The 15,024-nt window shown below is 46.8% G+C and carries 8 protein-coding genes; 3 read left to right on the plus strand and 5 right to left on the minus strand.

Annotated elements, in window-relative coordinates:
- Positions 1-214 precede the first annotated feature (214 nt).
- The 5 genes from SGRA_RS00745 to SGRA_RS00770 form a co-directional block, all read right to left on the minus strand.
- Positions 215-3,082 (minus strand): TonB-dependent receptor, encoded by a 2,868-nt coding sequence (locus SGRA_RS00745; RefSeq protein ID WP_014373167.1) that lies wholly within the window; start codon positions 3,080-3,082, stop codon positions 215-217.
- A 63-nt stretch (positions 3,083-3,145) separates the two neighbouring features.
- Positions 3,146-3,850, minus strand: a complete 705-nt coding sequence (locus tag SGRA_RS00750; protein ID WP_014373168.1) for a LytR/AlgR family response regulator transcription factor — start codon at positions 3,848-3,850, stop codon at positions 3,146-3,148.
- Between the two features lie 7 nt (positions 3,851-3,857).
- Positions 3,858-4,916: a sensor histidine kinase gene (locus SGRA_RS00755; RefSeq protein WP_014373169.1), complete on the minus strand. Its 1,059-nt coding sequence runs from the start codon at positions 4,914-4,916 to the stop codon at positions 3,858-3,860.
- A gap of 144 nt (positions 4,917-5,060) precedes the next feature.
- Positions 5,061-5,561, minus strand: coding sequence for a hypothetical protein (locus SGRA_RS00760; RefSeq protein WP_014373170.1), 501 nt, complete (start codon positions 5,559-5,561; stop codon positions 5,061-5,063).
- Between the two features lie 325 nt (positions 5,562-5,886).
- Positions 5,887-7,170, minus strand: coding sequence for an ATP-dependent DNA helicase (locus SGRA_RS00770; RefSeq protein ID WP_014373172.1), 1,284 nt, complete (start codon positions 7,168-7,170; stop codon positions 5,887-5,889).
- A gap of 457 nt (positions 7,171-7,627) precedes the next feature.
- On the opposite strand from SGRA_RS00770, the gene SGRA_RS00775 reads away from it, so the two are divergent.
- The 3 genes from SGRA_RS00775 (at position 7,628) to SGRA_RS00785 (ending at position 14,959) form a co-directional block, all read left to right on the plus strand.
- The gene (locus tag SGRA_RS00775; protein ID WP_148268233.1) at positions 7,628-13,240 is read left to right on the plus strand and encodes a PKD domain-containing protein; all 5,613 of its coding nucleotides are present in this window, start codon (positions 7,628-7,630) and stop codon (positions 13,238-13,240) included.
- A gap of 611 nt (positions 13,241-13,851) precedes the next feature.
- The gene (gene tnpA, locus SGRA_RS00780) at positions 13,852-14,151 is read left to right on the plus strand and encodes an IS66 family insertion sequence element accessory protein TnpA (protein WP_014373175.1); all 300 of its coding nucleotides are present in this window, start codon (positions 13,852-13,854) and stop codon (positions 14,149-14,151) included.
- A 220-nt stretch (positions 14,152-14,371) separates the two neighbouring features.
- The gene (locus SGRA_RS00785; protein WP_081477644.1) at positions 14,372-14,959 is read left to right on the plus strand and encodes an integrase core domain-containing protein; all 588 of its coding nucleotides are present in this window, start codon (positions 14,372-14,374) and stop codon (positions 14,957-14,959) included.
- Positions 14,960-15,024: the final 65 nt, after the last annotated feature.

The following is a 15,024-nucleotide window of genomic DNA, read 5'->3' on the forward strand; positions in this document are numbered from 1 at the left end:
ATAAAAAGTGGGTCAACCCAAGGGCCGATAGGCCCGCAGGCTGAGGGGCTGTAGCAGGGCCGCCGAAGGCGGCAGACCAAAGCGGCTTTGCCGCTGCAGGGCCGAGCAGACCTGCGAGCTGCGCAATGGCCCGACCCGAGCGAAGCGAGTGGGCAGCCCCAAAACAGTAGCCCCTCATAAAAAACGACTTTTCATCGATCGCCTTTTCTTTAGCCTAACGGGGAGGAGGAGGAGGGCCACCGGGACCACGACCGCTGCGACGACGTTGATGATGCTCAATCATTTCCTTAGATTTTTCCTCATCGACTAGGCTTCCCTTTTTGGGCACAAAACGGTAGCTAAAGCGGAGCATAAAATAGCGCTCCAACACCTGCCCAATTTGGTCCTCAATATAGCTGGCCGTAAAGTTTCGGCTCAGGCTAGTATTTTGGCCCAAAATATCATAGACATAAAGGCCAAGTTCTCCGCGTTGGTTCTTGAAAAGCTGCGTCGAAAGACTGGCATTCCAGAGCAAAAAGTCGGTATTAAAGCCATCGGAAAGGCCCGCATAATGTTGGTGGCTGAGGTCCGTTTGTAGGACCAAAGTTTTCCAGGGGTTCCAATAGGCCCGCAGGCGAGTAGTTTGGTTATAGTAGCGGTTATTCGAGCTAGTATTGAGGCTATTGATCGAATAATTGACGCTTCCGTCCGTACTCAGAGTAAAGTCAACTTTCTCGCTAATATTCGAGCTTAGTTTAAAGCCCAAACGGCCAGAAGGCTGTCGAGAATAGTTGAGCTGATTGTTAATCAGGCTGGGGGTTTCGGAGAAAGAGCCGCCAAATTTAATTCCAAAATTTGACTTAAGAAAATTGAGCGGAAAGCTATAATCGGCAAAGAGATCCATCTGATATTGGCGGTCCAAATTGACATCTTGCGTGAGCTGCGTCCCTTGGGCCAAATCTACGCCCAAAAAGCTAGTATCCTGATAAGCGATAAAGGTACTTTCGCCCAGATAATCTTTATTATACTGTGCACTGAAACCGACAAAAAACATGGTATTTTTGCTCGGATTGGGGCTGGCATAATGAAAGTTAATGCGGTGATTGGTTTCTTGGCCAAGCTGCGCATTACCGATAGACAATTGGATGGGGTTGCTATTATCGACCACCTCCTGCAATTGACCAATAGAAGGCTCATCGGTTCCGGCTCTATAAAAAATGCGTAAATTTTTTGTCTTCGAAATCTTGTAGCGCATGACGGCAAAAGGCAAGATATTGAAGAAATTGTAGCTATTTTCAAAGCTTTGTGGATAGACCTGCGTGGCCGACAATTGGGCCCATTGTGCCGAGGCGCGGACATAAAAGCGGAAGCCTTTTTTATTGTAGCGCAGGCCCAAAGAAGCACGATGGCGCTCATAGCGGCTATCGGCCTCATTAGACAAAAAGGTATCGAGCAAATTATAATCTTGGCCATCAAAATTAAAGGTAAACTGCTCGGCCTCATTGTAGCTAATTGAGGGATCGTAGCGAAACTGTAGTTGCATTTGTTTGTTTAGCGGTTCGCTATATTCTAGGCGGGCCGAGTAGCTGCGTTCGTATTCGTCCAAATCAGAAGATTGGTCAATAGAATCAATTTGGTTGAGGCTATAATAATTATTTTCAGACTGCAACTGATTATTGCCATTTTGCCCGCTAAGCTCTTGTTGAATACGGACCGAAAAGGTTCGGCCCCTCTTTTTTAGGCGGTGGCGATAGAGCAAACGGTTGCGAAAATTGTAGGCCGTCAGCTCGCTATTAAAGAGGCTTTGGCTTTGGTTGAGCGTTTGCTCAATATTATAGGTTTCGGACTGGCTCATTTGCTCGCCCTGATTGATTTGCACACTCAGGTTGGGTTCAATTTCAATCTGGTTGCGATCATTGATTTCATACTCTAGTCGAAAGGTCGCCCGATGGTTGATATTCGTACTATTTTGGTTTTGCGACTCTAGATAATACTGCCCCGCCTCTTCTTCCGAAATAAAGCTACGGAAAGTAGAATCGAAGCCGATATTATTGGTTTGATTAAAAAAGTAGCTTCCGTTGAGCTTCCATTTTTTGTTCCATTCGTTGCTGTAGTTAATTCCCCCGGCATAGGTCTCATTGATTCCGCCATTATCATCGACCAAGAAGTTACCGAGGCTACCACCGCGCCAGCGGCGGCGACCACCTCCACCCGAAGCGGCCACTCCGGCCAAATCTTCAGAGCTAAAGTTCTGCTCATTGATATTATTGAGTTGGCCCAAAATCGAGATGCGTTCATTGCCATTGAAGCGGTTGTAGACCCCACCTAGGCGATAGCGCCAATCGTCGTCGGCTTCTTGGCCATCGTCATGGCCTATACCGGCATAAAAGCGACCAAAAGTCCCCGAGCGATAAGCTGGCTTAGAAATAATGTTGATCGTTTTGCTTTCTTCGCCATCTTCAAAGCCAGAAAATTGGGCTTGGCGGCTCTTTTGGTCATACACTTGGACCTTATCCACCATATCGGCAGGCAAGTTTTTTAGGGTAGTTTTGGCATCTTGTCCAAAAAAAGGTTTGCCATCAATGACCACCTGCTGCACGGTTTCGCCTTGGGCCTTTACGGTTCCGTTTTCGATTTCGATACCCGGCATTTTTTCCACCAAATCCTCGGCAGTAGCATTGGGGTTGGTTTTAAAGGCCTTAGAGTTAAACTCTACCGTATCGCCTTTGAGCACTGCGGGAGGCGTTTTGCCGACCACATCTACTACCCCCTCCTCTAGGGCCGAAACGTTGAGCAAGATCGGATCCAAATCAATGGCGGCTTTGTCTAAAAGCAAGGGCTGCTCATAGGTTTCATAGCCCAAAAAGGAAATTTTGAGCTGGTAGGGGCCCTGAGGCAGGGCCAATTGAAAGCCGCCCTCTAAGTCGGTACTTGTGCCAAATTGCTTTGTACTGTCTTTGGTCGACTGCAAAACAACATTGGCCCCAATCAACGGCTCTTGAGTTTGCGCATCAAAAATGCGCCCATTGAGCTGGCTTTGGTTTTGGGCCGAAAGGCTCCAACTGAGGAGCAGCAAAACGGCCAGAGATAAATAATATTTCATTGTACAGGATTAATGAACTAGATAAAATGATGGTATCGGCTAGGGTAAGGCCCAGGCGATCAATTAGACCGATCGGCGATCAATAAAACCTTGAAAGGCCTCTTTGTATTTGTCTGAAACGGGAATATGCTGTTTGCCAAAAATCAATTGCCCCCTTTCAATGGTGGATATCTTGTCTAAATTGACAATATAGGAGCGATGCACCCGCATAAAGCGATGCCGAGGCAATCGGGCCTGCAAGCTTTTCATGCTCAATAGGCTGAGCAAACTTTTATCAGTAGATCTGCGATGAATGCGCACATAATCTTTTAGACCCTCGATATAGAGTATATCATCTAGGGCAATTTGTTGCAGTTTATAGTCGGACTTGAGGATCAGGTAGTCTTCCTGCACTACCGTAACCGCCTGCAGTTGCTGTTTGGCCTTTTGGGCCGCCGAGAGCAGCTCTTCAAAGGCAAAGGGCTTGAGCAGATAATCGACAGCATTGACCTTATAGCCCTGAATGGCATACTGCTCAAAAGCCGTAGTGAATATAATTTTATGCCCCTGCCCAGCCAGTTGTTGGGCCAGCTGCATACCCGAAAGATTGGGCATCTGAATATCGAGAATGAGTATGTCTACCCACTCTTCTTCTAGTTGCTCTAGCACCGATAAGGCATTGCTGTGGCTGCCAATCAGCTGCAAAAAGGGAATTTGCTTAACGTATTTTTCTACTAAGGAAAGCGCCAAAGGCTCATCATCGGCCACAAGGACAGAATAGGTTTGCATAAGTGGATTATTTTGGAAGGCAAAGCCGGGCCAAGAAATAATTAGATTGGGGCCCTTGCTCAAATTGATAGTCTTGTTCTGGATAAAAAAGCTCTAGGCGCTTGCAGAGGTTTTCTAAGCCTATACCCGAACCACTTTTATCCGTTTCAGTTTTGGGAAATAAGGAGTTTTTCACCTCAAAGCAAAGCCATTCTTCATCTAGCCGCAAAGATAACTGGATAAAAGAAGGCCGACGAGCATCCACCCCATGCTTAAAGGCATTTTCCAAAAGCGGAATGAGCAAGAGTGGAGGTACTTGCAAACCCTCTTCCTTCGGAAATTCCATCTCTATTTGTACATGCTCCGCATAACGCAGGCGCATTAGCTCGACATAGTTTTGCAAAAACTGTATTTCATCGGCTAAAGGGACCGCCATTTCATCAGAATGATATAAGATGTAGCGCATCAAGCGGCTAAGACGAAGCACATTTTCTTGGGCCATTTTAGGCGCCAAATCAATGAGCGCATAGATGTTATTTAAGGTGTTGAAAAAGAAATGAGGCTGCAACTGATATTTCAAATAAAGCAACTCCGACTTTAAATGCTCGTTCTCCATTTCCTGATAACGGTCTTTCTCACTTTGCAAGCGCTGCGTTACCCGAATGGCACTAGCTACGCCTACACTTAAAGAAAAAGCCAGGCTATCACCAAATAGCAACAAAAATATGGGCGGCTTATGTAAGTGTCCTTCATTGACCAACATATAGCTCCCTATTATTTCACTATAACAAAAGTGCAAAAAGAACAACATCGGCAGCAAAAAAGCCAAATTGCGCCCCAAAAAGGCCCGATGCTTTCGCTTGATGAGTAATTGCGGCACCCAAACATAGAAGTTCAGGTAAAAGACGACTACATTAAACCCTAGGTTTAATGTGTGCTTGAACAAAAACTTTTGCCAAGGGATATGCGTATGCGTCCAATCAATCCATAAAATCGGAGAAATCAACAAGATAAGCCAAGGCAGAAAATGAAAAATAAATTTGCGCCAGCTCGGAGAAAAGTCAAAACCGCAGTCTTCTTTTTGCATAAATTTGATGTTTATACACAAATATCTATTTTCTCCCCCCTTTTAAGGCCTAAACTAGACTAAGCCGCCTTTCTTATAGATAATTGCCCCATAAAAAAACCGACAGTTTCTTTAGCGAAACTGCCGGAGCAATATATTGTTTTCTTAACTTCTTTTGGTCCCCTCTTCTTCTATATAAGTAGGCGCTTTATTCCGTTTTGGCGATACATTTTCCTCTATCGCTGGAGCCTCTTCAGCCTCCTCATTCTCAAACCAAATTCGCTTGATTTTGTGGCGCACCATAATTTTTATGCCCTCATAATCCTTATAAAAACGAACCTCATCGGCATTGGGGTCCAAAACCATTTCGTAGTGGTTGCCCACATCGGAAACCACCGAAAACTCAAAGATTTCATTCTCCTCATCCTGCCGGGCCTCCTTGATCAAATAAGCCGAACTAATGCTAGGAGTTGTATGCTTAAACATGCTCATCTCCGCATTAAATTCAAAAAAAGTAAGCTCTTCCTCATCCGAAGACATCAGTTTCCATTCGCCAGTTTCTTCACTATATCGCAGGTCTTCGCGCAAAGAAGTAGAAATCATCATTTGGCTCCAAAGCGGAAATTGCAGGAGCATAAAAAGTAAAAGCAGGGGAAGCGGTCGCATAGGCTAAAGTTTTGGCCCTTTGGGGAGCTATGGGTAAATCATATTATTTATATCATCGCTTATTCATCAAAAAAAATTCCAATTCAGCCGTTTTTTCCCTTTTATAAAAATAAAACCCAGACCATTCTGACTGCTGTTTTGGGGCTGCCCACTCGCTTCGCTCGGGTCGGGCTGTTTCAGGGCTCGCAGGTCTGCTCGGCCCTTCGCTTTTTTCGCTGCGCTCAAAAAGCTCGGTCTGGCCTTCGGCCACCCTTGTCCATCCCTCAGCCTGCGGCCCTTTGGGCCTTTGCGGCGGCTTCGCCGCCTGCTATCCGCAAATTTGGACCTAAAAATGTTGTTGGTAAAACTCGACTACCCTAGGGTCTACCCGAATATCTTGGGGCTTTAAGGGGTGCTTGAGCACTAAGCCCTCTAAAGTACGGCAGCGACTCAAGGCCACATAGGTTTGCCCAAACTCAAAAGCCCCCTTCGGCATATCCAACAATACCCGATCAAAGGTTTTGCCCTGGCTCTTATGAATGGTCATGGCCCAGGCCAAGCGCAAAGGATATTGGGTAAAGCTTCCGCTAACCTTGGTCTCAATCTCGCCAGCATCATTGAGCTCATGGGTCATCATCTCCCACTCAAATTTTTCTACCTTGATGGTTTGTAGATCGCCAAAAGGACCATATACCTGCACCTGTATTTCATCAAAATCTAGATAAACCACCTTGCCAATGGTCCCGTTAGCATAACGCCTTTTGGGGTCGTTCTTTAAAAAGACGACCTGTGCGCCCAACTTTAACCGTAGCGGCGAGGGGGCCGGTTGTACATTCATCTGCCCAGAAACCTCCGCAATATAGCTGTACTCCTCCCCTTGCAAAACCCGCAACCTCGCCCGATTGACCTCATCTACTCGGGCATTTCTGGCCGCTAGGGTAATATAAAAATCCGATTGCTCCGGAAAGTCGGGAATATGCCGCTCATTGAGCTCCATAAATTCATCATAATCCATAGTACTTTGACGAACAGCATCTAAAAGGCCAATAAATCGGCGGTCGGCCTGTCGGTACACCTCTCGGAGTTCGGCCATGATGATGTCCATCTGGAAAAAGACCTCGGCCGAAAAAAAGTAGGGACTTTCATAGCGCTCTTGCAGCTGTTGTCTTACTTCTGGGCTACTAATCACGGGCGGCAGCTGAAAGAGATCGCCAAACATAATAATTTGAGCGCCCCCAAAGGGAAGATAGCGATCTCTTCCGTTAATGCGCATAAAGAAATCTATTTGGTCCATCATATCGGCACGGACCATAGAAATCTCATCAATAATAATCGTGTCGATGGCTTTATATAAGCGGTGGTTTTTTCTGGGCTTAATTTCGCTCCTTTGTAAGGGGCGGGCCGGAAAGCCAAAAAAAGAATGAATCGTTTGCCCCCCAATATTAAGGGCGGCAATGCCGGTAGGCGCCAGCACCACTACTTTTTTCTGGGTTCTTCGGACAAACTCTCGGAGCAGGGTAGATTTTCCCGTTCCTGCTTTTCCCGTAATAAACATGGCTGGGGTCCCCGCCTCTATATCCTCTAAACAAGCCTGAAAGTCGGCATTTAGGTCAATCTCTTCTGTCTGCATAATGATTCGTTATCTTAGGGCCATAAGATAGGCATCTTTAGGGAGCTATTCAAGTTTGGGCGGCCCAGCGAGGCGCCAAAATAGGCCCCCAGCTTCATCTAAGGGCCCTCTATTTAGCGTATTGAGCTCAGGCAAAGCGAGCTTAGCCCCTCATCCTTAGGGAAAAGGCTAAATAAAGTATATTTTAGAGGACGGCCATTGGTCCTTATTTCCGGTTTTGCAGGCGCGCAGCGCCTCGGCTGAGGGATGGACAAGGGTGGCCGAAGGCCAGACCGAGCTTTTTGAGCGTAGCGAAAAAAGCGAAGGGCCGAGCAGACCTGCGAGCCCTGAAACAGCCCGACCCGAGCGATAATTCATGAGGGTTTCCACCCTCATTTTGTATAGCTTCGCAAAGCGATACCGCTTTGCGCTGGGTTTCAACCCAGCGGAAGGGGCAGCCCCAAAAAAACAGCAAGAAATGAAAAAACTCTACAGCATCCTCTTTCTTTTGTTCTTGACATTGGCCAGCCTGAGGGCCACGCATATTGTTGGGGGCGAATTATCTTATCGTTGTTTGGGCAATGAGCTTTATGAGATCAATCTTCGGGTATTTCGGGATTGTGATACGGGCGTACCTTGGTTTGACGACCCCGCATCTATTGGGGTATTTGATGATAATGACCAGCTTCTTTTTGACCTGCGGACGCGGCCTGTTAGCAATGATACTTTGAGTCCAGAGTTAGAAGATCCTTGCTTGGTCGTGCCGCCCAATGTTTGCATTCATACGACCTATTATCGAGATACGGTGCAGCTTCCCTTTCGTGCTGGGGGCTATCAATTGGTTTATCAGCGTTGTTGTCGGAACCAAGACATTGTGAACATTGTGAGCCCTTTGAATACGGGGGCCACTTACTATTGTTTGATTACGGAGGCGGCCTTGCAAGGCTGCAATAGCAGTCCGGAGTTTCGGGATTGGCCCCCAGTTTACGTCTGTGCCAACAAGCCTTTGCGCTTTGATCATTCGGCCACAGATGCGGATGGCGACTCCTTAGTTTATCGGTTGTCTACGCCTTTGGATGGGGCGGCTCCGCTCAATCCCATGCCGCAGCCGCCTTATAATCCGCCCTATACGCCTGTCAATTGGCTGGGCGCTTTTTCTGAGACCAACATGATGGGCGGCCAAGATTCTCTTCGGATAGATCCGCAGACGGGTTTATTGCAGGGAACGCCGACCATTTTGGGGGTATTTGTGGTGGGTGTAGCGGTAGAAGAATATCGAAATGGGCAATTAATATCGACCATGCGGCGGGACTTTCAGTATGCGGTGGGTATTTGTGGGGAGTTGGTCAGTTCGGCCTTTTTTGCGCCAGAGATTCAGTGCGATAATGATTTGATGGTCCAATTTCAGAACAATAGCCAGAGTTTAGGTTCTGGTTTTCAGTGGTATTTTGGCGATAGTTTGCAGAGCAGCTCCAGTTTGGATGATCCAGTCTTTATCTACCCCGATACGGGCCGTTATACCATCACTTTAATAGCCGACCCGGGCAGCAGTTGTGCAGACACGGCCCAGCAAGAAATCTATTTGCAGTATGAATCTATTACTTTGGATGCGGATTTTGTTTTGGGGCCTTGTAGTGACAGCATCGAGCTGCAAGTGAGCGACCTTAGCATTGATAGTATTTCGGCTATTGGGCAATGGCTCTGGGATTTTGGCAATGGAGATACGGCCCAAACGCCTTTTGCCTCTACCGTTTATACGCAATCGGGCAGCTACCCCATTCAGTTGACTTTAAGGGCCCTCAATGGTTGCGAGCGCAGCCTACACGATACGATAGACATTCAATTGGCCCAACTCAATATGGCGGACAGCATTCCGCTTTGTCCGGGGCAAGACAGCATACAATTAAATCAGGGCGGAGACCCCAACTTACAATATCAATGGGGACCAGCGGCTGCTTTTTCCGATCCTCAGGCGGCTAGTCCTTGGGTACGGCCCACAAGCAGCAGCAGTTATCAGGTCACGGTAACGGCCAATAGCAGCAGTGGCGATAGTTGTCAGTTAATAAAAACGGTTTGGGTGATTGTTCCGCCGCCCATTCAATTGTTGGCGGTCAGTGATACGGCTAGTTGTGCCGATACGCTCAGCTTGGGGGTACAAACTTCGGTGCCAGCAGACATTAGTTGGTCTTACTTACCTACATTTATCCCCTTACAATCTAGCAGTAATCCTGCTCAGATTATCATGCCTCCGCCTGGGCCTGCCTTTCCCGTTTATATTCGGGCCAAGGATGCTTGGGGCTGTACCCTCATCGATAGCATTATTTTACAAGGTCAAGATATTCCTTTACAGGCCGCCTTTAGTTATAATATGACGAATTGTGGGCCGCCTATGCAAATACAATTTAGCGATGAGACGGTAGACAGCAGTCAGGGGCCTATAGTGGCTTGGGATTGGGATTTTGGCAATGGGCAGCAGTCTAATCAGCAACATCCTGCGGTCAATTATACGCAATCGGGCAGTTATGTCGTGCAACTAAGGGTCACTTCTGAGCAAGGCTGTCAGGGCCTTGTTCAGGATACGCTTCAACAGATCCAACTGCCAATTTTGTTTGGGCCAGATACAGTAGGAATTTGTCAGGGAGAGAGTTCGGTGGTTTTGAATGCGGGAGGAGATAGCAGTTTGAGCTATAGTTGGAGCCCTGCGGGCAGTTTATCAGATGCCAGCAGCCCCTCTCCTAGCGCTAATCCGAGTAGTCCGACCACTTATAGGGTAACTATCACGGCAGCCAATGGTTGTACGGCAGTAGATAGCGTTTTTCTAGGCTTTCCGCCTGCGGTTACCGTCAATTTGGAGGACCAGCAATATTGTGGGAATAGTGTTAGCCTAAATGCGGAGAGTCCAACCGCTGTAGATTACATTTGGTCCTCGGATCCTAGTTTTTTCACGGTCTTGGGGCAGGGCAACCCAATTAGTTTTAGTCCGCCTAGCAGCCCATGGGCCTATTATGTACAAGCGACAGATGTTTATGGTTGTCAGGCGACGGATTTTGCGATTGTTCAGCAGATCAACAGCAGTCCCAATACGGAATTTTCTTGGTCTAGTTTGGGCTGTAACTTCCCCTTGCAATTGCAGTTTACAGATTTGAGTGATACTTCTTTGGCCGAGATTGTCAGTTGGCAATGGACGACCTCCAACGGACAACAATCTAATCAGCAGCATCCTCTTTTCAGCTTCAATCGCTCGGGGCCGGTCTTGGTCCGTTTAGACATTACTTTAGCCAATGGTTGCACCGGTAGCTATTCCGAAATTTTAGACCTTAATATTCCCGCTTTAGCTGGGGCCAATAGCCGAACGCTTTGTTTTAATGAAGATTCTTTGGCCCTAAACCCTGGAGGCGATGCAACGGGCCTAAGCTATAGTTGGAGCCCCGCCATTGGCTTATCTAACCCCAATAGTGCCAACCCCATCGCCCAACCGCCAAGTTTCCCTTATAGTTATCAGGTACAAATTACGGCCTATAACAGCTGGGATACTTGTAGTCGAACAGAAACGGTGACAGTATCGCAGGGCGCCCCTTTGAGCATTTCGGTGGTGGAGGATACTAGCTTTTGCATTAGTCAGTTTACACTTTCGGCCAATGCCAGTTATAATGTCTCGGATATAGATTGGTCTTTAACGTCCGACTTCAGTTCTATTTTCCTGGCCAATAGTTCGAGTTTTACGCTCAACTACGGCAGCAATCCCTCCAATTTGACCTTTTATGTTCGGGGGCAGGACCAGTTTGGCTGTGCCGTTTATGATACGGCCCAATTGCATTATCAAACGGCCCCCATTCAGGTACAGGCGCAGGCTAGCTATCCAGCTTGTCCCACAGATTCTGTAACAGTGCAGTTTCAGGACTTAACGACAGATACTAGTCAGGCAAGTATAGTCAGTTGGAACTGGCGATTTGGGCCAGGGCAAACGGCTAGCGGACAAAATCCTAGTTTTGTTTATGGTCCGGCCGATAGTACGCATATCTTCCAGCTGGAAGTTACCTTAGAAAATGGCTGTGGGGGAATATTTGTAGATAGTTTGGCCGTTCGGGCCTTGGGTTTGGCCCTGCCCGATAGTTTGGGACTTTGTGGAGATACCTCAGGCTTTGTTTTACAGCCCAATGCCAACCAACAGCTAAATTATCAATGGAGTCCTGCTTTGGGTTTATCGGATCCAAACAGCCCAAGTCCTTATTATACGCCTGCGGGCAATCAGTTGTATACCGTATTGATTAGCGACCCCTCGACGGGCTGCCAGTATACGGACAGCCTCTATATTTTTGCCGACAGTTTGCAATTAAATCTTATTGAGGATCAAGTAATTTGTGGGAATAATGTTTCGCTTTGGGCCTATAGCAATGACAGCAGCAGCCGTTATGATTGGGCCTTAGATCCAAATTTCCAATTGATTTTGGGCCAGTCTAATCCCTTGAACATCAATTTACATCAGGGACGTAGGTTTTATCTTCGGGCGCAAAATAGTCTGGGCTGTAAGGCAATAGACAGTGTCGATTTGGCGGTATTGAACCGTCCGCTAGATTTGCAATGGGCGTTATTGCTAGATAGTTGTGGAGAGAACCTGAGTCTATCTTATTCGGCCCAATCTGCGGATAGCAACTTGCTATCTCCCCTAGTTTGGCAATGGGATTTTGGCAATGGACAATTGAGTAGTTTGGACTCGGGGCAGATCAGTTATGACAGCAGCGGAACCTATCTCTTGCAAGTTCGTCTGCAGGGGCCAGGCAATTGTGCAGCAGAGGATCAAGCGCCTATTCATTTTTTTTTGGCGGGGCAGTCGGCCTTAGACAGCATTTGGGTTTGTTCTGGAGAAGTTGCGGAGCTTTATCCGCTGGCCGATACGGCTTGGAGCTATAGTTGGTCGCCTGCAGCCGCTTTAAGTGATCCTAGTTTGCCCAATCCTAGGACTTTCCTAGCCGGAAACTATCAGTTTTTGGCCCAATCGCCTATTTTATTGGCGGGGCAAACTATAGGAACTTGTGTAGATAGTGGACAGGTCGTTTTGGGCCATCGTCCGCTTCCCGATTTACAGCTTTTGGGAGAAGAGGATTTATGTGCGCCTGCCTTTAGCCTAGTCGCCCGCTCTAATTTGGGCCAGCAGTTTAGCTGGAGCAGCCAGGCTGATTTCTCTCTTATCTTGGGCCAAGATTCTATTTACCAAGATAGCCTTTTTGCCGATAGCCTCTTGCTTTATGCACAAACGCTAACAGAATTTGGCTGCCCGCAAATCGATAGTTTTTGGCTCTACCAAAGAGGAATTAGGGCGCAGCTAGTAGATACCGCCTTGGCTTGCCCCAATGCCCCAGCTCAGTTGGAGGTCCTCGATTTGCAGCAGCAAAGTCTGAGCTATTATTGGTCGCCAGATAGTTTATTATTGGCTGGACAAGGAACGGCTAGGGTCCAAATGTCGCCTAGCCAAGACCAGGAATATCAGGTTTTGCTCACAAATGCCTATGCTTGTACGGATAGCTTATCGGCTTGGGTGCGGGTATCGGGACAACTGCCGAGCATTCAGCTACAAGCTAGTCCAGATACTGTATTTTTGGGCCAAGAAAGCCAGTTGACGGTCTTGGGCCAAGGCGATTATAGCTACCAATGGCAGCCCCAGCCCAGTTTATCGGCTAATGATATTGCTGACCCTTTGGCTCGGCCCGATAGTGCGCAGTTGTATATTGTTTCGGCCCAAGATGCCATGGGTTGCCAGACTACAGACAGCATTTGGGTCTATACCAAAAGCTATATTTGTGGACCGCCCTATGTCTTTTTACCCAATAGTTTTAGCCCGAATGGCGATGGGCATAATGATGTATTTCGCTTGCGCTCCAATGTCGTTCAGGAGTTTGAGCTTTTGGTTTTTGATCGTTGGGGGGAGCAGATTTTCCGCAGCCAATCACAGGATGAGGCCTGGGATGGCCGTTTTCGGAACCAAGAATTGCCCCCAGATGTCTATGGTTATTATTTGCGCTATCGTTGTTTGGGCCAAAGCGAGGAAGATCCCTGGCAGGTCCTCAAAGGCAATTTGTCTTTGATTCGTTAGTTCTTTTTGGATATTCTTTTTTTGGGGCCTGCCGCCTTTGGCGGCCGGGCCCTTGCAGGGCTCGCAGGTCTGCTCGGCCCTGCGGGCTTCGCCCTTGGTCTGCCGCTACGCGGCACCCTTTCAGGCCCCTAGGCCAAGTCGCTTCGCTCCTTTGCGGCGGCTTCGCCGCCTGCTAGCCGTGGCTGCAGGTTAAAACCAGCAGCCATACAACAATCCCATTCTACATCTATAGTGCGGAGAGGATTAAAATCCTCTACCGCTTTGAACAAGGGGTATTTTTTCTTCCGTAGTTTAATTTTGTTTTTTATTCCCCATAAATTTCATAGGAACCCATCCCCTCATTCGAGGGGATTTTCTGTTCCAATAGGCTCCATCAGCAAAGAAGAGCTAAAATGTTTATTTATGGAGGGTTTCAACCCTCCATTGAACACAAAAATGCATTCGTTAATTGGCTGTATGTTTCAACCTACAGGCCCATATAGCAGGCCCCTAGGGCCGCAGGCCTAGCGATGGTAGGCAGTGCGGCAAAGCCGCAGACCAAGTGTAGCCTGCCCAAAAAAGCAACCATTAGTTATAGAAAATAATTATCTTAAAGAACAAAAACTAAAAGGATGCGAAAAAGTAAATTCACGGAAAAGCAGAAGTTATCAATTTTAGCTGAGCACGACAGCGGCCTTAGCGTAGCAGATTTGTGTAGAAAGCACCAAATAAGCCCAGCCACTTTCTATAAATGGAAAAGATCTAAAGAGCAGGAAGTTGACGATAAGGAGCGTTTAATCAAGGAATTAGAGGCCCAAAATGCTCGTTTAAAAAAGATGTATGCAGACTTAAGCATGAATTATGAAATTTTAGAAGAGGGCTATGCAATGGCAAAAAAGTACTTAACCCCAAAAGACAAGAAAGAGTCATAGACGAGCTGTCCAAGAAGTACAGTGTGCGTCGGATTTGTGTCGTTTTGGGGTTTCGTCGTCAAACATATTATAAACGAAAATCAGGTCATCGGCCCGAAGAAGTTGATGATCAAATTGCTAAATTATTGCATGAAGTCACGAAAGAATATTTAGCTTGGGGCTTTTGGAAGGTTTTTCATTACATTAGAAATCAAGGGTGTTACCTTCAACCATTAAGAAGGTGTATAGAATTTGGAAGAGAGAAAAATTAAACTTGAGACAGCGGCCAAAGCGTCAGCGTATTCGCAGAAAATTTGAACCTATCTCTTTGCCCAAGGAGGTAAATAAGGGTTGGTCTATGGATTTTTTAAGCGATTGGGTCATGAGCTCAGATAAGAAATCGGTCCGAATTATCAACATTATGGATGAGACCTCAAGGCGAGCTTTGTGGACAGAAGCCCATCAAAGTATCTCTGCAAAAAAGCTTACTGATGTACTTGATAAAGTACTGGATTACAGAGGAAAACCTGACTATATTCGTTGCGATAATGGGCCAGAATTCATCTCTAAAAAGCTAGCTGCCTGGGCCAAAAAACATGATATTGAATTGAAGTTCATCCAGCCAGGAAAACCTACTCAAAATGCATTTATTGAGCGATTAAATAAAACTTTGAGAACAGAGTGTTTAAATTTATCTTGGTTCCACTCCTTAGAAGAACTAAATGAGGAAATTCAAAACTGGTCTCAGCACTACAATTTTAATCGTCCCCACCAAAGTTTGGGAAATATTAGCCCATATGACTTTGAAAGGACGATGTTAGATGTATAGTATTTTTTGGTTGCACCTTACGGGTAGGCTACACAAGCAAAAACTTGTTTTTTGCGCAGGGCCGA

The organism is Saprospira grandis str. Lewin (assembly GCF_000250635.1).
Lineage (GTDB): Bacteria > Bacteroidota > Bacteroidia > Chitinophagales > Saprospiraceae > Saprospira > Saprospira grandis.